This window comes from Paenibacillus sp. NPDC056579, assembly GCF_042793215.1.
Classification (GTDB): domain Bacteria; phylum Bacillota; class Bacilli; order Paenibacillales; family NBRC-103111; genus Paenibacillus_S.
The window spans coordinates 111,121-135,901 of sequence record NZ_JBHTVD010000004.1; the positions used below are offsets into that span (position 1 = coordinate 111,121).

General features: G+C 51.2%; 18 protein-coding genes. 12 read left to right on the plus strand and 6 right to left on the minus strand.

Features of this window, described 5'->3' with window-relative positions:
* The first annotated feature begins 71 nt into the window (after nucleotides 1-71).
* The 7 genes from ACFQ88_RS17605 to ACFQ88_RS17635 all read left to right on the plus strand — a co-directional run bounded on the left by ACFQ88_RS17605 (nucleotide 72) and on the right by ACFQ88_RS17635 (nucleotide 12,008).
* Nucleotides 72-1,610 (plus strand): extracellular solute-binding protein, encoded by a 1,539-nt coding sequence (locus tag ACFQ88_RS17605; protein WP_379454992.1) that lies wholly within the window; start codon nucleotides 72-74, stop codon nucleotides 1,608-1,610.
* A 105-nt stretch (nucleotides 1,611-1,715) separates the two neighbouring features.
* The gene (locus ACFQ88_RS17610; protein WP_379454993.1) at nucleotides 1,716-3,014 is read left to right on the plus strand and encodes a Gfo/Idh/MocA family protein; all 1,299 of its coding nucleotides are present in this window, start codon (nucleotides 1,716-1,718) and stop codon (nucleotides 3,012-3,014) included.
* Between the two features lie 38 nt (nucleotides 3,015-3,052).
* Complete coding sequence (locus tag ACFQ88_RS17615) at nucleotides 3,053-5,218, plus strand: glycoside hydrolase family 88/105 protein (protein ID WP_379454994.1); 2,166 nt, start codon at nucleotides 3,053-3,055, stop codon at nucleotides 5,216-5,218.
* Between the two features lie 97 nt (nucleotides 5,219-5,315).
* Nucleotides 5,316-7,589, plus strand: coding sequence for a helix-turn-helix domain-containing protein (locus ACFQ88_RS17620; RefSeq protein WP_379455851.1), 2,274 nt, complete (start codon nucleotides 5,316-5,318; stop codon nucleotides 7,587-7,589).
* Nucleotides 7,590-7,628: 39 nt separating this feature from the next.
* Nucleotides 7,629-9,680, plus strand: coding sequence for a glycoside hydrolase family 65 (locus tag ACFQ88_RS17625; RefSeq protein ID WP_379454995.1), 2,052 nt, complete (start codon nucleotides 7,629-7,631; stop codon nucleotides 9,678-9,680).
* 31 nt (nucleotides 9,681-9,711) lie between these two features.
* Entirely contained in the window at nucleotides 9,712-10,851 is a 1,140-nt protein-coding gene (locus ACFQ88_RS17630) for an oligogalacturonate lyase family protein (protein WP_379454996.1), read from the plus strand.
* Between the two features lie 17 nt (nucleotides 10,852-10,868).
* On the plus strand, nucleotides 10,869-12,008 hold the full coding sequence (locus ACFQ88_RS17635; RefSeq protein ID WP_379454997.1) for a glycoside hydrolase family 88/105 protein: 1,140 nt from the start codon (nucleotides 10,869-10,871) through the stop codon (nucleotides 12,006-12,008).
* A gap of 85 nt (nucleotides 12,009-12,093) precedes the next feature.
* On the opposite strand, the gene ACFQ88_RS17640 is transcribed toward ACFQ88_RS17635, so the two are convergent.
* The 3 genes from ACFQ88_RS17640 to ACFQ88_RS17650 all read right to left on the minus strand — a co-directional run bounded on the left by ACFQ88_RS17640 (nucleotide 12,094) and on the right by ACFQ88_RS17650 (nucleotide 15,239).
* On the minus strand, nucleotides 12,094-13,455 hold the full coding sequence (locus ACFQ88_RS17640; RefSeq protein WP_239626010.1) for an ABC transporter substrate-binding protein: 1,362 nt from the start codon (nucleotides 13,453-13,455) through the stop codon (nucleotides 12,094-12,096).
* A 678-nt stretch (nucleotides 13,456-14,133) separates the two neighbouring features.
* Complete coding sequence (locus ACFQ88_RS17645) at nucleotides 14,134-14,316, minus strand: hypothetical protein (protein WP_239626007.1); 183 nt, start codon at nucleotides 14,314-14,316, stop codon at nucleotides 14,134-14,136.
* 68 nt (nucleotides 14,317-14,384) lie between these two features.
* Nucleotides 14,385-15,239 (minus strand): hypothetical protein, encoded by an 855-nt coding sequence (locus ACFQ88_RS17650; protein ID WP_379454998.1) that lies wholly within the window; start codon nucleotides 15,237-15,239, stop codon nucleotides 14,385-14,387.
* Nucleotides 15,240-15,387: 148 nt separating this feature from the next.
* On the opposite strand from ACFQ88_RS17650, the gene ACFQ88_RS17655 reads away from it, so the two are divergent.
* Together ACFQ88_RS17655 and ACFQ88_RS17660 are read left to right on the plus strand one after the other, a co-directional pair.
* Nucleotides 15,388-16,182: a phosphotransferase family protein gene (locus ACFQ88_RS17655; RefSeq protein WP_379454999.1), complete on the plus strand. Its 795-nt coding sequence runs from the start codon at nucleotides 15,388-15,390 to the stop codon at nucleotides 16,180-16,182.
* Between the two features lie 39 nt (nucleotides 16,183-16,221).
* Nucleotides 16,222-16,434 carry a hypothetical protein gene (locus tag ACFQ88_RS17660; protein WP_379455000.1) on the plus strand — a complete coding sequence of 71 codons (213 nt, stop codon included), beginning with the start codon at nucleotides 16,222-16,224 and terminating at the stop codon, nucleotides 16,432-16,434.
* A gap of 91 nt (nucleotides 16,435-16,525) precedes the next feature.
* Here the strand turns inward: ACFQ88_RS17660 and ACFQ88_RS17665 are convergent, their stop codons facing one another.
* The 3 genes from ACFQ88_RS17665 to ACFQ88_RS17675 form a co-directional block, all read right to left on the minus strand.
* Nucleotides 16,526-17,443: a nucleoside hydrolase gene (locus ACFQ88_RS17665; protein ID WP_379455001.1), complete on the minus strand. Its 918-nt coding sequence runs from the start codon at nucleotides 17,441-17,443 to the stop codon at nucleotides 16,526-16,528.
* Between the two features lie 139 nt (nucleotides 17,444-17,582).
* Nucleotides 17,583-20,294, minus strand: coding sequence for an alpha-L-rhamnosidase (locus ACFQ88_RS17670; protein WP_379455002.1), 2,712 nt, complete (start codon nucleotides 20,292-20,294; stop codon nucleotides 17,583-17,585).
* Nucleotides 20,284-21,321: a hypothetical protein gene (locus ACFQ88_RS17675; RefSeq protein WP_379455003.1), complete on the minus strand. Its 1,038-nt coding sequence runs from the start codon at nucleotides 21,319-21,321 to the stop codon at nucleotides 20,284-20,286. The genes ACFQ88_RS17670 and ACFQ88_RS17675 overlap by 11 nt, the downstream gene beginning before the upstream one ends.
* 211 nt (nucleotides 21,322-21,532) lie before the next feature.
* Here ACFQ88_RS17675 and ACFQ88_RS17680 point away from each other — a divergent pair, with 211 nt between their 5' ends.
* From ACFQ88_RS17680 to ACFQ88_RS17690, 3 genes are all read left to right on the plus strand, one after another.
* Nucleotides 21,533-22,459, plus strand: coding sequence for a dihydrodipicolinate synthase family protein (locus ACFQ88_RS17680; RefSeq protein ID WP_379455004.1), 927 nt, complete (start codon nucleotides 21,533-21,535; stop codon nucleotides 22,457-22,459).
* 108 nt (nucleotides 22,460-22,567) lie between these two features.
* A complete protein-coding gene (locus tag ACFQ88_RS17685) occupies nucleotides 22,568-23,206 on the plus strand; it encodes an SGNH/GDSL hydrolase family protein (protein WP_239625990.1) in 639 nt (212 codons plus the stop codon).
* Nucleotides 23,207-23,467: 261 nt separating this feature from the next.
* The gene (locus tag ACFQ88_RS17690; protein WP_379455005.1) at nucleotides 23,468-24,769 is read left to right on the plus strand and encodes an alpha-L-fucosidase; all 1,302 of its coding nucleotides are present in this window, start codon (nucleotides 23,468-23,470) and stop codon (nucleotides 24,767-24,769) included.
* The last annotated feature ends 12 nt before the right edge of the window (nucleotides 24,770-24,781 follow it).

Genomic DNA, 24,781 nt, shown 5'->3' on the forward strand with positions numbered 1-24,781 from the left:
TACGGTATTAAGCTCCATGTTCAGCTTGATATAGAGATCATTTCATTTATTAAAAGGGAGGAACAAACAGCATGTCGAAACAGATGCTTAGAAAAACGACGACATGGTCGGCATTAATCGCGCTTGCCGCAACTGCCGCACTCAGCGGATGCTCCAGCGCAGGGGAGAATAAATCCGGTGCTAACGGTAAGGACGGAAAATCCGTTCAAGTCAAAGTGTTCAAAAGCCATATGGGCGTCGGATCCATTCCGGACAGCAATAACGCTCACGTGAAATATGTCGCCGAGAAGACAGGTGTGGAATATCAATTGATAACAACGCCTCCAGGCTCGGAACCGACGGAATACCTCAATCTGCTGATCGCGTCGGACGACATGCCGGATATACTCCGTCCGATCGGGGGCATCGAGCAAACGCTGATTCAACAAGGCGGAGCGCTGCCGCTGGATGATTTGCTACCGAAATACGCTCCGAACGTGTGGAAGAACATTCCTAAGGAAGCATGGGACATTGTGCGCTCGGCTTCGGCTGACGGACATATCTATTATGTGCCGAAGGTGTTCCTAGTTCCTGAACGGGCACCGATGATCCGCAAGGATTGGCTGGACAAGGTCGGACTTCCAATGCCGAAGACGGCGGAGGAGTACAAGGAGGTTCTGCGGGCATTCCGCGACAAGGACCCGAACGGCAACGGGCAGAAGGACGAGCTTCCGACCTCGGGACGGGAATTCGGCAAATGGATGGATCATCTCTTCGGCATGTATGGAGTCGCGATGTGGGAAGGAAGCCCGGAGTGGGACATCTATGAAGGCAAAATTCAATATGCCGGCGTGACCAAGAATATGAAGGCGGCCATTGCTTATATTCGCGACCTGTACAAAGAAAAGCTGCTGGACAACGAAACCTTCTTGAACAAGGGCGATGTGTGGCAGGCCAAGATCAACAACAACCTGGTCGGCAGCTGGTATCATCTGCCTGCCAACGTGCGCGACCGTTATAACGCGATGCTGAAGGGTGCGCCGGATGCGTATATCGTGGGAATGCCGATGCCGAAGGTCGAGGGCTTCCAAGGCTTCGTTACTCAGAAAAGCATGGGCGAGCCGGAATGGATTATCCCGCTGGCGGCCAAAGACAAAGCGGAAGCGTCCCTGAAGCTCTTGGACTTCTTCTATGATACAAATAACGACGAATTTGTCCGCTTCGGTATCGAAGGCTTGCAGCATAAGGTGGAAAACGGCAAGAAGGTGCTCCTTCCGCCGGAGGACAGCCGTCCGCTTGCGCTCGGCATGCGCAATCTGACGACGAAAGAGGATATGGACATCCGTATTAAGGAAACGGTTCCTGAAAATATGCAAAAAATGGTGTCGGATATGTTTGTCGTGAACACGGCGGATGCTCGCCGTATCGCAGGAGACGGCCTGCCGAACACCGTATACGAAGGCTTCCCGGATATTCAATCGCACAAGCTTTTCCAGGAATACGTAACCAAAATCGTTATCGGCGACTGGCCGCTGGAGAAGTTCGACGAATTCGTAGACCGTTGGAACAAATCCGGTGGTGAAACAGTTACCAAGCGTGTTCAGGACTGGTATGCCAAAGTAAAAAAATAGCGGGACAAGCCAGCAGGTGACCTGCCGGAGAATATTTCTCCGGCGATGGCGCCTGCTGCTCATTCCGGTGCGCATCTAGAAGATAGCGTAAGAAAGGACTGTACGATGAAGAAGAAAAGATATGCAATCTGTGGAGTAAGCGGCAGAGCGCTCGGGATGTTCGCCAAGCCGATCTTGTCCACATTCGCGGGCACATGCGAGCTTGTAGGCTTGCTGGACCGGGATCCGATGCGCTTCGAGCTGTATCGCACTCGTTTTCCCGAGAATGCGGATGTGAAAACTTATAATGAACACGAATTCGACCGGATGGTGGATGAAACGCGTCCGGACGTCATTATCGTAGCGGGCCGCGACGACACGCACGCGCAATATTTGATAGCCGCGCTGCGTCGTGATCTGGATGTTATTACAGAGAAGCCTATGGTCACGACAGGCGAAGATAGCCGGCGCGTGATGGAGGCGGAGAAGGAAAGCAAAGGTAGCGTCACTGTAACGTTCAATTACCGGTACGCGCCGATCCATACCAGAATCAAGGAGCTGGTGCTGGAAGGGAAGCTGGGCCGGATTACGTCGATCGATCTGAACTGGTATTTGGATACGTACCATGGCTCCAGCTACTTCAAGCGTTGGAACAGGGTTCGCGAGCTGTCCGGCGGATTGTCCATCCACAAATGTACCCATCACTTTGATTTGGTGAACTGGTGGATCGGGCAGAAGCCGGTGGAGGTATTCGCCTACGGAGCGCTGAACTACTACGGCGCCGAAGGAGAGCTGAACCCGAAGAAGGAAGACGGCAGGTTCTGCAGCACCTGTGAGTACACTGCGGATTGTACCTATTACTCGCGATGGAACGCCCGCAGCAAAAACATTCGTGTTCCCGATGACCACTTGGGTTCGCTGGAAGCGGGCAAATCGTCGTTCCCGTATTCCGACTATCGCCCGGATCAATGCATCTTCGATTCGCAAATCAATATCGAGGATACGTACTCCGCAACAATTAAGTATAACGAAGGCGCCTTGCTCAGCTATTCGGTCAATTTCTCCTTGCCGTACGAAGGGTACCGTCTGGCCATTAACGGAACGAAAGGCCGGTTGGAAACGATGGAATATCATATGCCGGGCAGAACTCCGTTTCCGACCCCGGTGCAAACGATCGATTATCTCCCGCTGTTCGGCTCCAAAGAAACGCTTCATGTGGTTCACCGCGAAGGCGGACACGGCGGCGGCGATCCGCTGCTGCTGGAGGACCTGTTCATGGGCGAGGATCCTGCGCGCCCGTACCGCATTTTATCCGGCGCAGAAGACGGAGCATATTCAGTGGCTGCAGGCGAAGCCGTATGGCGCTCGGTTAAGGAGCATCGTCCGGTTACGATCGAAGAAGTGCTCGGAGGCAGTCATAAGTAGAATTAGCTGCCCGGGGCAACGAAGGAGGATACAAAGAAGTGAGCCCTTATTTTAATCCAATAGAAAGCATTGCTTCACAAACATCCGGCACGGATATCCCTCATGTGCTGGCCGTCATGGCTCAGCGATATGTTGGCGACAATCCGCCGCATGGACCAGTATATCGGGTTACCAGAGACAGCGAGATTCTCAAGCAGGATCATCATCTTTATCAGTTTCCTATAGGCAGCATGTTCCCTGAGCTGAAGGAAGGCCAGCGCGTATACGCTTGGGCCAAGCTTTGGGTGGACCAGGCGCAGGACTTTATTTTCCATGTGCGCTGCTACGGTCCTGTGCGGCTATACCACAACGGCGAAAAGCGCTTCGGTTCCGCACCGGAAGAGGAGTCGGAGGGAGCCGCGCTGATTAAGCTGAAGGTTGCCCTGCTGCGAGGCTGGAATCATTTCGTGCTGGAGCTGGGCAAAAATGCAGCCGGGGGCAGCGGCGCGGAGTTCGGTACGGGCAATCGCAAAAACAAGCCGTATCACTTCCTTGCTCCTTCAACGGATCGCGAAGGGGAGGAAGGCTGGATTTATACGGCTCCCGTGGATTCGGCCCTCAAGTCGATTCCCGGAGCTTCCCAAGCGGAAGCGAGCACGGGTGCGGAATGGCTTCCTTCCCGAGGGGATGCTCTTGAGGAATCCGGCGGGCTGCAGGCGCTTTACGGACATCGTCCCGGAGCATCCGCCTATGCATGGACGACGATTGTGAACAATTCTGCAGCCGTGGAACGGGTAACGATCGAAGGAACGGCCTATGGCCCAATCTCGTTCGTGCTTGAAGGCAGTGAAATCTATAGCGTGCCCCGCCGCGGAGACTTTTCCCTGCAAGTGGACGCAAAACCCGGCAAACAGGAGCTACTCGTGCAATGTATGGCGAGCGAAGACGGCTGGGGATTTCAGGCGGAGCTTACATCCTCGAAGGTAGAGCTGGCTTGTCCGCGCCGCATTCACGGCTACGATGGCCAATGGCTGTATTTGGGCCCGTTTCCAGCAGATACCCAAGTAGATGCTGCCGAATATCTCATGTTGGATACGATAGCAGATGGCGATGGAGGCTCGATCTTTTGGACGACGGACGAGCCCGGCGCCAATATTCGGCCGTTTCTCGAGAACGAGCTGTTCGGAAGATGGAACTACCCGCTCGGCGTTACGCTGTTCGGACTTCTTGAAACAGGCAGCGTGCTGCGCAGGGATGATCTATTGGACTATGTGAGCCGCCATGTCGAGTTCGCAACATCAACGTACGCTTATTCTCTATGGGACCGCGAACGCTATGGCGCAGCCGGGCTGAATAATCAGCTGTCTCATATCGACAGCCTGGATGACTGCGGGTCGTTCGGGGCGCTGGCGATCCTTGCGGATCGTATCCGCCCTCTGAAAGGGGCACAGCCTATTTTTGACGACATAGCACATTATATTATGAACGAGCAGGACCGCATGGAGGATGGAGCTTTGTACCGCCATATCGGCGTATCTCCAAGCATGCACAACACGATGTGGTGCGACGATATGTATATGAGCGTTCCTTTTTTATGCAGGTACGCTGAGCTTACAGGCGATCTTCGCTATATCGATGAAGCTGCCCGGCAGCTTTTGCTATATAAGAAGTATTTGTTCATGCCGGAGCAAAGCATTATGTCCCATGTGTATGACGTGAATCTTGGCAAACAGTCCCGAACGACCTGGGGCCGGGGCAACGGCTGGGTCTTCTTTTCACTGGCTGTGCTGCTTGCCGTCCTTCCTAGAGAGAATGAGCGCTATGCGGAGATTCTTTCCTTCTACCGCGAGCTGGCCGAGGGGTACCGCAAACTTCAGGGGATACATGGTTTATGGCATCAGGTATTAACCGATCCTGAATCCTACGAGGAGGCTTCTTGCACCTCGATGTTCATGTACGGCTTCGCTTTAGGAGTTCGACATGGCTGGCTGGAAGATCAGGATCCGTATGTTCGTGCGGTATTGCAGGGATGGGAAGGCTTGTGTGATCGTGCTATCGACAAGCGCGGCAATCTGTACGGCGTGTGCAAGGGGTCCAGCTGGTCCTATCACAACGCGTATTACAAGCATGATTTGGGTTGGAATCTTAATGATACTCACGGTATCGGCATAGTACTGCTGGCAGGGATTGAAACGGAGCGAATGAAAGAACATCTGGGCTTGTAAGGCTGAAGCGAAGGGGAAAACCAGGTTATGCGTGTCTTGGGGGCCGAATCGCGATATAATTGAACAATATTCGGCATAAGGTGGGAACGAATTCGTGATGCAATCCCTCAAGAAATGGCTAAAGTACAATTGGGCTCATACACAAATCCGGCTTGTATTGATTTTGACCGTATCGGTTTTCCTCATCATTCTGGCCGTAAGCCTGACTTCCTATTATACATCCAAATCGGTGCTGCAAGAGGAGCTAAGCGAGCCCCAGCGCCAAATGCTTCAGTTCAACATGAACGTGATCGACGATTCGATCAAAGAGAGCGATCAGGTAGCGATTCAGGTGGCGTTGAATGCCAATGTGTATCAATTTTTGACAAGCGAGGTTCAAAATTCGTACAGCAACATCTCGGAGCTGTATCAGCTGCTGTCCACCTTGGTCAGCAACTCGAAGTATGTGAAGAGTATTTATATTTATGATCTGAAAAGGGGCAGCTTCGTCGCCATCCCTCAAGGCTACAGCTCCAGCAAGCTGACGTTTGACGACTCCGCGTGGATTGGCGTAGCAGACGAGTTTGGGGATAAGATGACGGTCATCAAGCAGAGGCAGGTTCCCGCAGGTGCGAGCAAAAACGGTTCGGAGCTGACGTTGTTCCGAAAGATCAAGCTGCAGGGCGAGTTTAGGGGCATTGTCGCCGTCAATCTGAAGGATGAAGAGCTGTTTTCCAAGCTGAACACAAGCCTTAATGATATTAACCGGATGCGTTACATCATTGACGAGCGTGGAGAAATCTTATACTCCGTATCGAATTTTGAGTTCGATCAGGAAGCGATGGGACAGGTGCTTGCCAAGCTGAAAGAAGAGCATAACGGCGATATCACTTACCGGGACCGTAAGCTGCTCGTGAATCAATTGGAATCCCCCGTAACAGGGTGGAAGTATGTTTCCATTGTTGTGCAGGACAGCCTGCTGGCCAAGTCCAAAAAGGTCCGCGATACCGTATTGCTCGTATCCATTGCCGCATTGGCGCTCGGCGGGGTGACGATCTTCTATATTAATGCCGAGGCGTTTCGGCCGGTGCGGCGGTTGCGGCAGCTGTTCAGTGCCTATGAGCGAAGAGAGGACGGAATGGGAGGCATCGACCTCGAGAAGCTGACCGATGAGCTGATCAGTAACCATGCGCATCTGTCCAGGCTGGTCCGAGAGACGATATCGGAGGCGTCCTCCAAGCTGCTCCACGATATGTATACCGGCAATTTGACCGGCAAACGGGATATTCAGGAGAAGTGGGACCGGTACTTTAGCGATTGGCAGAAGGCTCCGGTATACGTAGCCATTTTGTCGATCGACAAGTTCGAAGAGTGGTTGAGGCGATATTCGGATTCGGACCGGTCGCTGTTAAAATTCGCGTTTGCGAACATTATTGCCGAGCTGTTCGAGCCGCAGTGGCGAATCGTCTGCACCGATTTTGGCAGAGACAAGACCGCTGTTCTGCTGCAGCCTCGTGAGCAAGGGGAATCTGCGGAAAAAAAGCTGTCCGAAGCAATCGGCGTCATCTTCGATTTATTGAAGTTCGGAGTATCCGCGGGCGTCAGCACCCCGCAGACGGATGTCACGCGATTAAAGCAAGCTATGCTTGAAGCGGAGAATGCCCTGGCGTACCGCGTATATCAAGGCTACGGCCAAGTAATTCCATTCCATAAAGTGTCGGAGCATGAAGTGAAAGATCCGCTTCCTGTCGGACGCGCGCTTGAAGAGTTGATTCATGCCATTCAAGCGGGAGATGAGCCTACGGCTAACGACGCGATGGATCGAATTTTCAGCCATTTGCGCACACAATACGAATATCCTTCAGCTGTAGTGTCCTTCCTTCAGGAGGTGGCTGAACGGATTGAACAGCTCCATCCGGCGGAGGAGCAGGAGACGGGTCCCGCTTACGAGCAATTCGAGACGCTGCATCTGGACGACATAAGACTGGAGCTGAACCGCAGAATGGTTCCATTGATTCAGCGATATCGGCAGCTTGTTGAAAGCAAAGATTTCATGATGTGCCAGCGCATGATCGACTATATGAAGGAGCATCTCGGAGAGCCGATCGGCATTCCCGAAATCGCCGATTCTATTGGAATCAGCAGTAGTCTTGCCAGCCAGGTGTTCAAGCAGGAGACGGGCGAGACCATATACAACTACTTAACCCAACTGCGTGTAGATCGCGCGGCTGAGCTGCTGATCAAAACCGATTCCCGCATATCGGACATCGCGTTAATGGTAGGCTACCAGCACGAGAACAGCTTTATCCGTATCTTTCGCAAATTTAAAGATATTACCCCCGGCAAGTATCGGGATATGATGAGAACCCGGATGGACTTTCCGATCGAATAAGGACGGGTCCTCCGGCATAAGGTCCAAGGAGGAAATCATATGGATAGACGACGAATCGTAGAAAGACATAATCCCGAGCTGAACAAATTGGATCCGCTGTCCCCATTTTCCGTGGGCAATTCGGAATTTGCCTTCAGCTGCGACATTACCGGGCTGCAGTCGTTCCCGGAGCAGTACGAGGTGCCGCTCGGCACGCAGTCCAATTGGGGCTGGCATTTCACAGGAGGCCCGAACCGGTTTACGGATAAGGATGCTGACCAACAGATGTTCGATACCCACGGCCGGCTCGTAGGCTATCCTATGAAGCCGGGTAACAACCCGGAAGCCTATCATTGGCTGCGGCAAAATCCGCATCGGCTGCAGCTCGGCCGAATTTCCTTCCGGTTTCTTCTGGAGTCCGGCGAGGAAGCTGCGGCAGAAGATATGGCAAACATACAACAGCAATTAAATTTGTGGACTGGAGTCGTAACCAGTGAATATACCGTACAGGGTATTCCTGTTCGCGTAACTACGGCATGCCACGCCGATTCCGATACGGTCGGCGTACGTGTGGAATCTCCGCTGATCGCCCAAGGCCGTCTTCAAGTGTTCATGCGCTTTCCCGCACCCGATATGGTTCATACGGCTTGGGCCAAAGCTGTGTATCCGGATTGGGACAATGACGAACGGCACCGGACGCTGCTTACCAAGCTGGAAGCCAGCCGGGCGCTGCTCGAAAGAACGATGGACGAGGACCGTTATGTGGTCGGCTGGGAATGGAGCTCAGGACGTCTGGAGCGATCGGGAACGCATGAGTTCACATTAGTGCCTGAGGTACATGGAGAATTGTTTGAATTTTCTGTCTCCTTTGCTCCGGAATCACCACAGACGGTATCCATCCGTGATATTGTGGAATCCAGCGAGAGAGGCTGGGAGGCATTCTGGATGAACGGAGCGGCCATCGATTTTTCCGGCAGCTCCGACCCGAGAGCTTTCGAGCTGGAACGCCGGGTCGTACTATCGCAGTTCCTGTGCGCCATGCATAGCGGAGGCACCATTCCTCCTCAGGAGACGGGACTCATGTACAACAGCTGGTTCGGCAAGGCTCACTTGGAGATGCATTGGTGGCACGCGTCGCATTTTCCATTATGGGGCAGGGAAGATTACTTGCTGAAGAGCATGAAATGGTATCGCGAGATTCTACCGATCGCTCGTGATTTGGCGGCCTCACAAGGGTATGAAGGCGCCCGCTGGCCCAAAATGGTCGGCTTTGACGGCAAGCCATGCCCATCCCCGGTCGCTCCCGGCCTAATCTGGCAGCAGCCTCATCCTATGGTCCTGGCGGAGATGTGCTACCAAGCGAATCCTTCGCGCGAATTACTGGAGCAATACCGCGATATCGTATTCGAGGCAGCGGATTTCATGGTATCGTACGCTCACTTAGATGAGGAAAAGCGTGTGTTCGATCTCGGGCCTCCATTGATTCCTGCGCAGGAATGCCATCACTTGCACAGCAGCAAGAATCCGCCTTATGAGCTGGAATACTGGAAGCAAGGATTGGAAATTGCGGTACAGTGGGCAGAAAGGCTGAAGGAGGAAGTCAATCCAAGGTGGGTTGAGGTAGCAGCTTCCATGGCTCCACCGCCGCAAGCGGAAGGTGTTTATCTCGCTCATGAGAATTGTCCGGATACATTCACCGAAAAAAATCGGGACCATCCTTCCATGCTAGGTGCTCTTGGCATATTGCCGGGAACTCTGGTTGACCATGAGGTTATGAGGAACACGCTGATGAAGGTGAAGGAGGTATGGAAGTGGGATTCCGCCTGGGGCTGGGATTTCCCGATGTGCGCGATGACCGCTGCCAGACTGGGAGAAGCGGAGCTGGCGGTTGATTTCCTGCTTATGGATGCGACCAAGAATTCGTATTTGGCCAACGGCCACAATTACCAGCGTCCGGGGCTGACGGCCTATTTGCCGGGGAACGGCGGCTTGTTGACAGCGGTTGCCATGATGGCCTGCGGCTGGAGAGGCAATGAGCAGGCGATGAACCCGGGCTTTCCGAAGGACGGAAGCTGGAACGTGAAGTGGGAAGGGCTTAAGCCATTTTTGTAAAAAATGCCAATTGGAGAAGGAGGATATGCAGATGAGAAAAGGAACCATCTGGCCTTCGGAGCGGAAGACCTACACGGACCGGCTGACAGGACTTGAAGTGACGCAGTTGACGGACTATAAAGCACACAGTCATCATTTGTATTTTACTGAAAGCGGTTGGTATGACGGGGGACAGTGCCTTTTGTTCGTCTCGGACCGGGGAAACAGCGCGAATTTGTACAGCTTGCACGTGGAAAGCGGTGAAATCACTCAGCTTACGGTTTACCCGGATAACGACCAATTGGATGCATCTTTGCTGCCGGATGGAAGTGCCGCTTTTATCAAGAAAGACCGAAGCTTGTTCCGTTTGGATTTATCGACTTTGGAAGAGGTCCTCTTGTATGAAGCGCCTGATGGCTATCGTCTCGGGAACGCCAGTGCTACCGCGTGCGGCAGCTATGTCCTGACGTGCGTGCAGGAGGATTTATCCTCAAGCATCCGGTTGGATCTCGGCAACGGGTACGTCGGTCACCGCGAGCTTATGGAAGCAGCCCCGCACAGCATGATCATTCGTATTGACGCAGAAAAAGGCGGCGCGGAGAAGGTATATGAGGCCAAACGATTTATTACCCATATTAATACTTCTCCCGTCGAGCCTTGGCTTATGACCTTTTGTCATGAGGGACCCTGGCATCTTGTAGACCACCGCATATGGGGATTGGATCTCCGTTCCGGGGAAGCGTGGCAGATCAGGGCAAGGCTCGAACCTGGAGAGAAGGTGGGTCATGAGTTTTTTTACCCGGACGGCCACACCATCGGCTATCACGGCTTTCGTGCGAACGGAACCAACTTTTTCGGTTCAATCCGTTACGATAATACAGGGATGGAAGAGACGGAGTTCCCATTCAATACGTGGCATGCTTATGCAGACGGGCTTGGCCAAGCGATCGTTGACGGGAAAGGCGATGTAAAGTCGCTTACGATATGGAGAAAAATCGGCGGCGTCTACGACGGCCCCCGAACGCTTTGCGAGCTGCGCTGCAGCTTTCATTCGCAAAAGGTACACGCACATCCGCGCTTTAGCGCCGATGGCAAGCAAGTATTGTTTACGAGCGATAAGAACGGGTACGGCAATCTTTATTTGGTTCAGGTCCCCGAGCAATTCGACAGCTTGCCGTTATTTACACCATAGACAGGAGGAAACGGAATATGCAGGCTACTGTTAATATACAGAATGAACAACGGATGTCCGTCAAAATCGCCGAAACGATCTTGTCACGCGCTGTAGACGGATACCATCCCAATATAAGCAATAAATGGGGCTACGTTGCCGGCATGGCGTTGACGGCCATCCGCCAGCTTGGAGATTGGACGCAAGAGTCGCGGTATCATGATTTCGTCAAGCGCCAAATGGATGTGTTCATCCAGGAGGACGGATCGATTCAAGGGTACACGCTGGAAGACTATAATCTGGATCATATTAACAAAGGCAAGCATTTGATGAGGCTGTGGCGGGAAACCGGAGAAGACAAGTACGCACAGGCGGCACGGCTGCTGGAATCGCAATTGATTGGTCAGCCACGGACGGAAGAGGGCGGATTCTGGCATAAGAAAATATACCCTTATCAAATGTGGCTGGACGGTTTATACATGTCTTCGCCATTCATGGCGGAGTTCGCCGGCACGTTTGGCGAGAACGACTGGTTTGACGAAGCGGCACGCCAGCTGCTGCTCGTTGAGAAGCACACGCGCAACCCGCAGACGGGCCTCCTCCATCACGCCTGGGATGAGAGCAAAGAGCAGCGTTGGTGCGATGGAGCCACCGGGCGCTCCCGCCATGTATGGGGGAGAGCGATGGGGTGGTATGCCATGGCGCTGGTCGATGCGCTGGAGCATTTCCCTGTCCGTCATCCGAAGCGCGGACAGCTGCTTGGCATCTTTGAGCGTATGGCGAACGCCGTTGTCCGGGCTCAAGATCAAGAAAGCGGCGTGTGGTATCAGGTGATGGATTGCAACGGCCGGTCGGGCAACTATTTGGAGGCATCCGGGTCATGCATGCTCACGTATGCTCTGGCTAAAGGGATCCGGCTCAACTACTTGGCCGAAATAGACCGAAGTGTCGTCGAACGTGCTTACGAAGGCATTTTTACCCGTTTCGTCACAGAGGATGAACAGGGAGTGCATCTTCACGGCATATGCCATGGCGCAGGACTCGGAGGACGCAAATACCGCGATGGTTCTTATGCCTATTATTTGAGCGAAGCGGTGGTCAGCGATGTGCTTATGGGCGTAGCGCCTCTTCTGCTCGCAAGCATCGAGCTCGAGCGTCTTCGCGCAGGAGATTGCTAAGCATGCTCATTGAATAGAGAATAGGCGATGTTTACAAAAACAAGCAGCCGAAGACGCCAAATCGGGTCTTAGACTGCTTGTTTTTCTATTTTTTCAGCTTTTCGGACTCTATTTTCAAATTGCCGTCTTCCTCCGCTTTTCTTAACACCGAATTGACGTCTACATTACCCAAAGACAAGTCAATGAATTGAGAGGTCAGCGCTCCTTCGGCCAACCCGTCGTAAGCGGTTTTACTAGGAATCGGAGCGAATTGGTTCCGGAACACTGCGCTGAAATTAACATCCTTGTACTCCGTCTCCGTTGCGAACACTTTTTTGTAGCTATCGTCCTTTAATACCGGCATGACGCCTTTCTTCGAATAGGCCATTTGGTACTCGCCGGAGACCAAATATTGAATGGCCTGGAATGCTTCTTCTTTGAACTGGCTGTTGGCCGGTACTGTAAAGAACGTAGGATACGCCTGCGAGCCTATGCCCGGCATGTCTTTGAATGTCGGAAGCGAGACGATATTAAAGTTCGTTGTTTTGTAGGTAGAATCGATAAAAGGCAGATTGGATTGATGTACATACATCGCCAAGTCCTGCGTTCGGGTGAACTCCGTCGCGTACGGCAGCTTATTGCTTAAGCTGCGGATTTTATCCTTATAGCCTTCGCTCGCAGCAGGCCGTACGAACATCGTCTGAAGCAGCGTTTTCCACTTTTCATCAGCAAATGTCGTCTTAGTAGTCTTGGAGTCAACGAGCGGCAGTGAGAATTGGTTCATCCGCAGTATATGGTTTGGAGATACCGCCAATCCGGCGTATTTACTCCCTTCTACCGACTTATTAAATTGCTGCGACATGTCTATGGCTTCGTCCCATGTCATGCCGTCCTTAGGATAAGGCACACCGAAACGATCGAAAATATCTTTATTGTAGTACATGACCATATTGTTATTATTGACGGGAAGTCCCCAGATTTGTCCGCTGGAATTCGTCTTCATGGCATCGATTAATGTAGGCTCGAATGCGTTCAAATCTACATTGTATTTTTTAATAAGGGGAGATAAATCCTGCTGCAGATTGTATTGAGGCACATTGACGAAAAATCCGCCGATCGACTCGTAATAAATATCTATCGTAGTGCCGGCAACTAGCAAATTTTGAAGCTTCTGCGCATCGTTATTTCTGGGATTGATAAACTTGAATGAGATATTGGGATATTTCTTGCGAATAGGATCGCCGAATCTTTCGTTCCATGACTCTTCCGAATCTCCGGGAGCGGAGTACACGGTGAGCTCGACCGGTTTGTTGATCGATGCCGGAGTTGGCGCAGGTGTGTTCTGGGTGTCTCCCTTCCCTGTGGTGTCTTCCTTGGTTCCCGCAGTGCTGCAGCCACTGATGGAGGTAATAAGTAATACGGATGATAACAAAATCGTTGTGGTGTTTCCTTTTCTCCTTTTCGCCATACAACGTCCCCCCTGGATTTATTCCTACATAAGCTTGATGAAATATGTAAAATATTTAGTAAAATTTATACCAATCCAGAAATAAGAATTAGGAAATGATTATTTGTAAGCGCTATTATTTATGTTGATTTTATGATAACACCACGATGAATTTGTTGTCAAACGTTAAATTTATTAAATTAAAACTAAAATTAACTAAAATACATAATTAGTTTTAGTTTAAAACTATGTCTGTTTTTGGTATGGATAAATGGCTGGGAGGGAAAAGGAACTAAAGTCTTCACCTTCAGGTCAGTTGGATTCCGCTTTAAATGGAGAGAAGCAGGGGATGTAAGCATCTCCTGACTGCATGTCGGACTATTGTCCGGATCGTCTGAATTCCAGAGGAGGCACTCCCTCCAGCTGCTTGAATGCGGAGCAAAAATAGCTCGTATCGCGATAGCCTACGCGCTAGGCTGTTTCGTTCAGGCGATTTTCGGCGCTCAGCCCCGTCCGATGCATAAGCCTACTCCGTTCGACGGGGAGGCAAGAAAACGGCTGAATGCGGCAGCATACGATGTTGGGGGGGAAAACCGACGTGAACACCGCTTTGCGCAAAGTACAGGAAGAGATGAGCCAATATATTGCGAGCCAGACAAAATAACTCCCGGTGCCGGGAGTTATTTAAGAAATATGCAATTAATTCTTGCTTAACAGGGAACGCACACCATTGATGATTAAGGCGACGGCGAAAACAATCATGACTAGGATGCCTACCGTATCAAACAAAGGTTCCAAGCTTAGGAGCATTCCCGAAACAGGGACATAAATGAGGCTAAATCCACCTATGACGCCGCCGAGGTAGTTCAGAAACTTAGACATGGCGCTTCACCTCCACTATCAATAATAAATAGCTTATTCGAGATAACTTGATAGGGTGTGGACTAACATTATGGTTTTAAATTTCGCCAGCCGTTATAGTCATGAACTGCGATACCGGCATAGGAAGGATGGATGCTTAACAAATGGTCGATCTCGGCCATATGGTTATCCATAATGGCTTGTCCGTCGTCGTAGAAGGTTAAATAAAGTCCCTCCGAAGTCGGATTCGTTTCCAGGGCGACAAAGACTCTTTTGCCCAGACTGTCCGCCAAAACGAGCTTGTTGTCCGAGATATCCACTACAGTCTGAGCTTGATCGCGATACGACATAAGGGTAACGTTATTCATCAGCTGAAAGACGGATTCTATGAATGTGCTCTGTGTTGCAGGGACTATGATTTGGTCCACCCAGAACGGGAGGGCGGAACTAATAATTAGTGTGGTATCTTGTGTACCCTGAGCAAGCAAAGTTAAGGCTTCCAGCCAATTGGTTATGGCTGTTTCCTGGTCCTGATACCACTCCGGCAGCAGATAGGGCTCGATATCGACCTGGATGCCGGCAAACTGTTCATTGACAGTGACGGAATTGTTGTAGGTCTTTACCCAATTGACCAGACTGCTGATTCTTATGAGCTGATTGGGCAGAATCCAGTCCGGCGCTCCATCCAACGCATGGATTTGAATACCGGAGGAAGCTGACGACCTGATGAAAGCACGATAGGCATTCTTGGGAACGGATGATATTACCTGTAGATAAATGAGAGTAATCTGCTTCTTACGTGCGAATTGAATGATCTCATTACGGCCGGTGTTGGTGCTGATTTTCGTCGTATCCCATAGCCAGACCGCTTTTGTTTTGCCGGAAGGCAGGAAGGCGGCCCCGGCCGTATTACTGCTGCTGGTATCTATTCCAAGCAAGCGCATGGAGCATCACTCCTTCAATTAGGAATTCGAGTATACTTTATCTATATTCATATGAATTTAAGATTGATATGGTCCGTTTGTTCAATTATTGAAGTTAATAGATTTAAAATATGTTATTATTAGGAAAATAACTGTTGAGGTGTGACCTGTGGATCCGATCCGTCTGGATGAACTGCCCTCCGAAATTATCGAGTACGCAGGTACTATTACAAGCCTAACATTTCCTAGGCAAGGCTATACATCGGATGTAGCGATTATTGAAGGATCAAGAGGCCGATTCGTTGTAAAAAGATCAAAAGTCGAGCCCTACAGCTCCTGGTTATCCCAAGAAGTTCATGTATTAAACGGCTTGCGCAGCACAGAGCTGCCAATTCCAGAGGTTTACCGGTTTGCTGAGCAAAAGAATGAAAAGCAGGTATGGGCGCTGCTGCCATTTTTCGAAGGGGAAACTTTAAGGCAAACATTGATGAAAGAGCGGAATACCGATAAAAAGCATGAAATCATTTATCATTTCGGAGCTGTACTCTCAACCATTCACTCCACTCCTTGTCCTGATGCACTCATCAGCAGCGATTCCGTTTGGTTGGAGGATATGTTAAGCAGGGCGGAATATAACCTTACTCATTATTCGGTTGATGGAACGGCAGAGCTGCTCGAAATGCTGAAGACGAACAAACCGCTTCCCACTTGCCAAACCCTAATCCACGGAGATTTCACTATTGATAACGTTTTGGTGAGTAACGGGAAAATCACAAGCATCATCGACTGGAGCGGCGGAGGGTACGGTGATCCGAGATACGACCTATCTTTGGCCATTCGACCGAAGCCAAGCGCATTTGAGGTCCAATCGGAAATCGATGCGTTCTTCGAAGGCTATGGAAAGAAGTTGTTAACGGAGCAGGAATATAGCTACTTTGCGGAAGGACTTTACGAATTTTTCTAACCCCAATGGAATGAATACGTTTCCGGGGAACTTCAGCAGATGGAGAAATTTAATAACTCTTTTGGAGGAATTATGGGATTCTCATTCATGTCAGGACTTGTTCAGCTCATTTCGTTATTGATGTTTTTGTTGTTGTTAGGCGTTTTGCTAAATGTGCTGCATTATGTAAAGTGGAAGAAGAAACACGATCTGGAGATCGGCCGAAAGCTGGATAAAATCTTAGAACAGTTGGCAGGCGACAAGGCTGAGTAAGTAAGGAACGGCTTGCAACAGTTTGCCATATAAAAAATGGCAGCGGGCTCTTAATGAACCCGCTGTCTTTTTAACATGAACCATTCGTATATCATACCGGTGACAGCTTACGGAATACATCCTGAAAGATCGGATCGCGGTGAATATTCCATACATATCGGATGAAATGCCGGGATGAATCGAAGCTCCAGCGGAAATCCTCGGAGAGCAGAGGACTAGGGACGATAGAGCTTGGCGTCCAGGCTTCATTGTTCAAATAAGCGATGGTGGATATATCCCATATGACCCGGGTGTAGCCGTAGTGATCTTTATGGCAGTTTAGATAAGTTTCGTACAAATAGCTTCCGATCTCTCCCGCATCCTTCACATAATCCCGGATTTCCGACAAGGACGTTCTCAAATGCGAGGTGACTCCCATACATGGGATCAATACTAGCGGCACTCCGGAGTCCAATACGATTCTCGAAGCATGCAGATCCTGCCGCAAATTAAATTCTTCGGTATTCGGCCAATGAAGTGCGTGACCTCCGAGCCATACAACGACGATTTTTTCAATAATTTTCGGCTCCATAAGAATGGCGGAGGCTACATTCGTAATTGCTCCGATAGCGACTACATAGAGAGGATCATCATCACTCGCTGCCATCGCACGCTTCACCAGATCTCGAGCGGCTTCACTCTCCTGAGGCTGGTTCTTGGCAGACATATAATCTTCGGAGCCCCGGTGGACCGGATATAGTCCGGCTCTGTCCATAAGCTCCAGGATCTTTAGAATCTCTTGGTAGCTTTTTTCCATCCCGTCCTTGGGTCCTGAAGACAATTCATTATAAAACGGAGCTGCATACAACGCTTCTACTTGAAGCTTATCCTCGGATTGCAATGCATAGATGACAGCGAACTGGTCGTCGATTTCGTTGAAAGTATCCGTGTCGAGCACCATCCGCACCTTTCCTTTTGGAGGCGCAAGCCTCTGCAGCAATTGCTCTTGAGTTAATGCTGGATATTTCATAGTGAGCTCTCCTTTGATAATGGGTATTAGTCATTATTCCATGTGCTCGCGTACATCTCGTCTCCAGAGTAACATGCTCCATCGAAAAATAAAAGAACCTTCGTAAGCCTTTACACAGCCCGAAGGTACTTATCATGAATTAAAAATGTGTTGGCGCCGTCGGCTGCATCGCACTCGTAAAAACATAGTGTCCCGAACCTAGACGGACAACGGCGCATCCATGTTCCATGCGGACCAGCTCCGTGTCCGGGCAATGATCCACAGGAATGCCGCTCTCATGAATTTCAGCCGCCGATGAAGAGGGGATGTAAACCTCCGCATCACAGTTTACGGGAATGGTAACCTTCATCGTAAGCTGATTCCCGCTGTCACGACGCCATTCGGCGCGGACATTGCCGGCAGGCAATCGAAGCGCAGCCCTGACGGCATCGAGGTCCACAGGCACAAACGGTTGTATCATCAGCTGATACGACTCGAGTTCTGCATCGTAATGGTAACGAATACCGGCTAAGCCTCCGTATAACCACTCTTCCAGATGCCCCAGCATAAAATGGTTTTGCGATTTGCCGACAGTGGGACCGTCCCACGCTTCCGTTAACGTCGTGGCGCCATGAGCGAGCTGGTAGCCGTAACTTGGGTGGCCGGTTTGCCGCGACATGTCATATATGACGTCCGAGCGGTTGTTGAGAGCTAAGGCGAGCAGGACATACCGGTGACCGACATCGCCTGCCGTCGTATGATAGCCGTGCCGCCGAATGTCATCAATAAGACGGTGAAGAACGGAGCTCTTGCGTCTATCGTCGACAAGCCCCAGCACCAAGGGCATAGCATTCGATGTTTGGCTGCCTGTAGCATAACCGCCTGTCTCGGGATTGAAAAAAGTCCGGTTGAACGCCAGTTTAATTTGTTCACGAAGCTCTGTATATTTCCCGGCATCGTGATGGTTGCCTAGCAATTCGGCAATTTGGGCAAACACATCCGTCATATGAAAGTACATTGCCGTCTCGGTGTGAGGGACCGGCGTGTTGTGCGCGAAGCCGGGATCCCCGTCGCCGACATCGTACCAATCGCCCAGACCGTTCTGGACGATATACTGATCGGAGCATGCCGTCACGTAGTCGACATAAGCCCGCATCCCTTCATAATGCTCCGCCAAAATGCGGGTATTGCCGTACATCCTGTACAGGTTCCAGCCGCATAACACGTATGTGGCGCCCCATGATACGGAATCACGGAAGCAGCGCCATTGCTCGGAGAATACGACATACTCCGGCGCGGTAGTAGGCACCATTCCATTCGGCTGCTGGGCGTCGCGAATGTCTTCCATCGTTTTGGTCAGCAGCGCTTGCACATCATAATTATAAGCCACGGACGGTCCCATCAGGTGAATCTGTTCCAACCAGCCGAGCTTCTCGCGATGGGGGCAATCCGTGAATATGCTTTTCGTATTGCTGAGAATAGCCCAGTTGATGATTTCGTGGATCTTGTTAAGAATAGGATCCGAGCACTCGAAGCTTCCGGCAGTTTGCATGTCGGGGTAAATCATTTGGCCTTCGAGGCGGAGCAGCCGAACACCGGCTTGGGATAGGGACGTGCTGTGTTGAACCCAATCGGCAGGAACGGCTCCTTCGATTTGAACATATCTCAGGCCGGTATAACTGAAGCGGGGAGCCCATATCTCTTCGCCGTCGCCGCTAAGAATGTAGCGGAATTGCGTCGGTGATCCCGTCCACTTCTGATTTGCCGTGCCGTCTTCCTTCAACAGTTCTGCCGGAGTGAGAGTAATCAGAGCACCACGGGGACCGGCAACTGTCAGCTCGACCCACCCGGAGAAGTTTTGTCCGAAATCGGCGACATAGATGCCGGGGACAGGCTCGGTTACGTTCATCGGCCGGAACGTTCCCATCACCTTCAACGGAGCGGTTGCCTGAGCTTTCAGCACCCCGGAAGGCAGTTCCGCTGTGGCAGCGGGATTCCATTCCGCTTTATTGGCGAATCCGGGTTGATCCCAGCCTGGCTGCAGGAGCCGGGCATCGTAATCCTCGCCGCCATATATGCAGGAGAAGGTGATGGGCCCAGCGGCAGCCGTCCATTCCGGACTGCTGGCAATGGTAATTGCTGTGCCATCGGCGTAGGTAACTTCCAGCTGAACCAGACACTTCGGTTTGCCGAACGAGCCTTTAAATTTGCGGTAACGTCCGCCGGTAACATTATAAAATCCGTTTCCGAGCATCAGGCCGACCGCATTAGCCCCCTGGAGCAGTTGGTCCGTCACATCGTAAACGCAATAAAGGCAGGTCCGGCGATAGTTGGTCCAACCGGGCTCCAGCACATTATCGCTAATCTTGCTTCCATTCAGGCGAAGCTCGAAATGTCCCAATCCGCACACATAAGCACGTGCACGGGCAACAGGCTTGTCGAGGGCGAATTCGTGCCGGAATATAGGAAGCGCAGAGCGCTCATTCCGCTCCTGGTCGGGTTCGCCTATCCAGCTGGCGGACCAATCCTCAGGATGCAAAAGTCCCATTTCCCACCAGGAAACAGCACTTTCCGTCATCCGGTCCGCTTGATCCCACACCTGGACCTTCCAATAATATCGATGGCGGGACTGAAGACGAGGACCTTTAAATAATACATGCACTTGGTTTCGGCTAACGGTTTTGCCGCTGTCCCATAGATCACCCGTTCCATTCGCAGCACATTGCTCAGACATGGATACAACGATACGGTAAGCCGTTTGCTGTTGCGAACGAATCGTGCCTGTTATGTAGCTCCAGCCGAATGCGGGAGTCGAGACGTCGATGCCAAGCGGGCAGCGTTTTCCTTCCACCGTCATTTGATCAATTTGCATGGCTTCCCGTCTCCTTGGCGGAACTGATCAAATCCAACGGGCGTGAGGTGGCCACAGAAATCGTTCGGAATTCTTTGCCGAAATTGCGGGTCGGATCGCCATCTTTATACGGTCTGCAAGAGCAGTAGAAGTGGTACAGCACACCGTTACGGGTGATGACGGACGGTTTATGTGCGAAGATGGAATCGATCTCGCCTTCTTCTCCGATAGTGATAATCGGCTCAGGATGTTTAGTCCAGTGCAGCAAATCCTGTGACAACGCCAGCCCTTCCTGAGCTTGCTTGTAGTTGTAGCCGAAGTAGAACATGACCCATTGGTCTCCGTTAAGCAGTACGCACGGATCGCTGGCGAAGCCGGAATCCCATCGTTCCGGAGAAACGTGGAGCACGGGATTATGCTCATATCTCCGCCAATGCAGCAAATCGTCCGAGAACGCGACGCCGGTCTGCTCGATCCATCTTCCTTTGTTCGTGTTCTTGGCGTTGTAAAATAAATAAAATCGGCCTTCATGCTCAACCAGGCATTCTTTGTACAATCCGCCTTTCTCCCAATCCGCGCCTTCCTCGGGAGTCAGAATCGGTTCCGGACACCGGTTCCAATGGAGCAGCTCCTCGTCTTCGGTCCAGGCAATGCCGATCTTGGCGGAGCCTTCCTCGTACCCGGTTTCCGGGTAGGCGTGGTACACGAGCCAATATTTATTGTTCCATTTTTTCAATAGCGGGGGAGCATCCATATGGTTTTCCTTCATAATCCAAGTTCCGGCTATGTTGGAGGAATCCCAGCCGTTGCCTTCCCTGCGGCGCAAAATAACGGCGAGGTGCTCCCAATTCAACAGATCTTGGCTTGTCGCCAAGGCGGTTTGGTAGCCGATTCCGTCAAACCCGACATACATCATATAAAACTTCTCGTTATGCTGAAAAACAAAGGGACAATCGACAGCACGCTCGTCAAAATGTCCCGGGATACCGGATCCGGTCAAAACAGGCTTTCCCAGCTTGTAAGGGGTCAAATAAGGCTCGATATTCATAGCCGATTCACCTTCATTTCTATTATTGTAAGATTATGAATAAGATTACTATATTGTATGTTGCAGCTGAGGGGGTTATAGCGTCCGAACTATAGGTTGATGCGACTTTTCCGTGTTCGTACGGGCGGCTGGATGATCAGAATCCCCCATTTTCGCTGTATCCGATTACGCTTATAGTAAGGAGAAAGGATTCAGGAAAGGATGGACGGCAATGGAGAAGCATATTCCGAGCGGGGTGTGGCCGACGATGATCACTCCTTTCACGGCTTCTAACGAAGTCGATTATGAGGCGCTTCAACAATTGGTCGAGTGGTATATTGCCCAGGGTGTTCATGGGCTGTTTGCCGTATGCCAATCGAGTGAAATGTTTTATTTATCTTTGGAGGAAAGAGTACGAATCGCACGGTTCGTCAAGGAAACGGCTGCCGGCCGGGTACCAGTCATCGCTTCAGGACATATATCGGATGGAATCGAAGAGCAGGCGGAGGAGCTGCGTCGTATGGCCGAAACGGGAGTCGATGCGGTCGTTTGGGTGAGCAATAGATTGGCAAGTCCTGAGGAGCCGGATGAGATATGGGTTGAACGGGCGCAGCAATTGCTTGATCGAATTCCGGATGTGCCGTTCGGCATTTACGAATGCCCGTATCCATACAAAAGGCTGCTTTCACCCCAGATGCTGAAATGGTGCGCAGATACGGGCAGGTTTTTGTTCCTCAAGGATACTTGCTGCGACTTGAACCAAATGGCTGACAAGCTTGATGCGGTCAAAGGAAGCCGTTTGCAAATTTTCAATGCAAATTCGGCGACGCTGCTGGAGTCGTTGAAAATAGGGGCGGCCGGATTCAGCGGCGTAATGGCGAATTTTCATCCCGATCTGTACGTCCGCTTAACGGAGAGATGGAGCATGGAGCCGGCTGCAGCGGGTACGATTCAGTCCTTCGTTGGGGCCGCGTCCCTGATTGAGCTTCAGATGTATCCGGTTAACGCCAAGTATCATCTGCAGCGTAGAGGCATCCCTTTGACACTGCATTGCCGCTCCAAGGATGCCAACGCGTTCAGAGGCAATCAACGGCTGGAAGTGGAGCAGCTGGACGAGGTTTACCGATTAGTGAAGGAGCAGCTTTTTATTAACACATAATGCAGCTGTTACAACGTGGTTATCGGTGTGCGTTGTCATCACAAAATGCAACTGCTGCACCAAGTAAGCCGGTGTTATCGTCCAACTATTGAAGGGAGCTTGTAGACAATGCCGTTCAAAGCAAAAGACAGAATCGTATTCATCGGCGACAGCATAACGGACAAGGGGCGAAAGAAGGATCCCGAGAAGCTCGGTTCGGGTTATGTGCGAATGCTGCGCGATTCTCTTACGTCTCTCTATCCGGAGCTGTCGTTAAAAATCATTAACGAAGGAGTATCCGGCAACCGGGTGATCGATCTGGCAAAAAGGTGGACACTGGACGTTATGGATCACCGCCCGCAATGGCTGTCCATTTCAATCGGGATCAATGACGTATGGCGGCAGCTGGATTCGCCGGATGGCGAGCAGGTGTATCCTGAACGATTCGAGTCGGTATATCGAGGATTGCTGGAGCAGACAAGGTCGCTGCCGGATTGCCGCCTTATTCTGATGCAGCCGACGATCATTAAGGAATACCCGGAATCGACCGGGAACACACTGCTGAAGCCTTATGTAGGAATTGTCAACAGGTTGGCCGACGAATATGACGCTGTGCTTGTCCCGACGCATCAAGCATTCCTTCATGTTCTCCAATGCGATACAGGTAAGGAGCTAACTTCGGACGGCGTCCATATGAACAGTCTGGGTGATACGCTGATGGCCACAACATGGCTAAAGGCAGTATGCGGAAGTCCGTATCGACGTTAATAAGCCCTCACCATAGATCTCTTTAAATGATAAAAACAGCCTCTTAACGCGGTCATTCCTCTGCGGGAACCTCGATAGAGGTTTTTCTCGTTTTTATCTTTAAATGAATAAAAACCATTATCGGTGCTAGGCGGCACCTATAATAAAGACTTTTTCGCCCTATAATGGCAGCTTGACATTCTTGTAAACTGATACAAACGGATTTCAAGTTATGGCAGCCTCACAACCGCTTGAATCCGACCAAGTTGAGGAGGACAAACAATGAGTTATGAAGTGGTACGTACAACAGGCGACAGCGAATGGTTTACGAACGACCGGTTCGGTTTGTTTATCCATTGGGGGTTATATTCGTTAGGAGCAAGACACGAATGGCTGCAATCCAGAGAAAGAATGAGCCCGGAGGCATACAGCAAATATTTCAAGCGCTTCGAGCCGGATTTGTACGATCCGGAGCTGTGGGCCAAGCTGGCGTCCGATGCAGGCATGAAATATTTTGTGGTGACGACGAAGCATCACGAAGGCTTTTGCTTGTGGGACAGCAAGCTGACGGATTACAAAGCGACGAATACCCCTGCAGGACGCGATCTTCTGAGGCCGATGGTGGATGCGTTTCGCCATCGCAATATGAAGGTCGGCTTCTACCATTCCTTGATCGACTGGCATCACCCGCATTATACGGTCGACCCGAAGCATCCGCTTCGCTTCGATCCGAATTTTATTGCCGAAAGCGCGCAGCGTGACTTCTCGCTTTACCGGGAGTATTTGTTCGGACAAACGAAGGAGCTCTTGACGGAATTCGGCAAGGTGGACTTAATGTTCTATGATTTTTCGTTCCCTGCGGAAAACGATTTGCCTGGCAAAGGCAAGGCGGATTGGGGCAGCGAGGAGCTGGTCCGGATGATTCGGGGCTTACAGCCGCACATTTTACTGAACGACCGCCTTCAAATCGGAGGCGACATTACGACGCCGGAGCAGTATATCCCCTCGAAATGGGTCCAGGTCGGGGGCAAACGCGTCGTATGGGAAACCTGCCATACGTTCAGCGGTTCATGGGGATATCACCGTGAAGAGGATACATGGAAGAGCGTAGATGTGCTGGTGAAAATGCTGATCGACGTGGTAAGCAAGGGTGGTAATCTGCTGCTGAATGTAGGTCCGACCGGCCGTGGTGAATTCGACGAGCGTGCGATCGACCGGCTGAAAGGAATCGGTGAGTGGATGAAGCGCCACAGCAGATCGATCTACGGATGCACACAAGCGCCGGAGTCGTTCGAGTGCCCTCCCGATTGCCGGTTGACCTACAATGAGCAGACGAACCGGATGTATCTTCATGTATACAGTTGGCCGTTCAAAAATATCCATCTTCGCGGATTTGCCGGCAAGGTGGAATATGCCCAGCTGCTGAACGACGCATCGGAAATCCGCTTTAAGGAAGGCTTCGTCTCAAGCGGCATCGAGGAAGGGGCTTTCCGCGAAGGAAGAGACGACTCCACGCTTACCTTGTCGCTTCCGGTGAAGCAGCCGAATGTTGCTGTGCCGGTTATTGAGCTGTTCTTGAAATAAGCAACGCAATGG

Bases quoted from the DNA above. Each gene is read 5' to 3' on its own strand.
- ACFQ88_RS17650 (WP_379454998.1), bottom strand. From the start codon at position 15,239: ATGCGCTTGCTTGGAATAGATACCAGCAGCAGTAATACGGCCGGGGCC.
- ACFQ88_RS17670 (WP_379455002.1), bottom strand. From the start codon at position 20,294: ATGCAAATTGATCAAATGACGGTGGAAGGAAAACGCTGCCCGCTTGGC.
- ACFQ88_RS17675 (WP_379455003.1), bottom strand. From the start codon at position 21,321: ATGAATATCGAGCCTTATTTGACCCCTTACAAGCTGGGAAAGCCTGTT.
- ACFQ88_RS17620 (WP_379455851.1), top strand. From the start codon at position 5,316: ATGCAATCCCTCAAGAAATGGCTAAAGTACAATTGGGCTCATACACAA.
- ACFQ88_RS17605 (WP_379454992.1), top strand. From the start codon at position 72: ATGTCGAAACAGATGCTTAGAAAAACGACGACATGGTCGGCATTAATC.
- ACFQ88_RS17630 (WP_379454996.1), top strand. From the start codon at position 9,712: ATGAGAAAAGGAACCATCTGGCCTTCGGAGCGGAAGACCTACACGGAC.
- ACFQ88_RS17645 (WP_239626007.1), bottom strand. From the start codon at position 14,316: ATGTCTAAGTTTCTGAACTACCTCGGCGGCGTCATAGGTGGATTTAGC.
- ACFQ88_RS17635 (WP_379454997.1), top strand. From the start codon at position 10,869: ATGCAGGCTACTGTTAATATACAGAATGAACAACGGATGTCCGTCAAA.
- ACFQ88_RS17680 (WP_379455004.1), top strand. From the start codon at position 21,533: ATGGAGAAGCATATTCCGAGCGGGGTGTGGCCGACGATGATCACTCCT.
- ACFQ88_RS17625 (WP_379454995.1), top strand. From the start codon at position 7,629: ATGGATAGACGACGAATCGTAGAAAGACATAATCCCGAGCTGAACAAA.
- ACFQ88_RS17640 (WP_239626010.1), bottom strand. From the start codon at position 13,455: ATGGCGAAAAGGAGAAAAGGAAACACCACAACGATTTTGTTATCATCC.
- ACFQ88_RS17690 (WP_379455005.1), top strand. From the start codon at position 23,468: ATGAGTTATGAAGTGGTACGTACAACAGGCGACAGCGAATGGTTTACG.
- ACFQ88_RS17660 (WP_379455000.1), top strand. From the start codon at position 16,222: ATGGAGAAATTTAATAACTCTTTTGGAGGAATTATGGGATTCTCATTC.
- ACFQ88_RS17610 (WP_379454993.1), top strand. From the start codon at position 1,716: ATGAAGAAGAAAAGATATGCAATCTGTGGAGTAAGCGGCAGAGCGCTC.
- ACFQ88_RS17665 (WP_379455001.1), bottom strand. From the start codon at position 17,443: ATGAAATATCCAGCATTAACTCAAGAGCAATTGCTGCAGAGGCTTGCG.
- ACFQ88_RS17685 (WP_239625990.1), top strand. From the start codon at position 22,568: ATGCCGTTCAAAGCAAAAGACAGAATCGTATTCATCGGCGACAGCATA.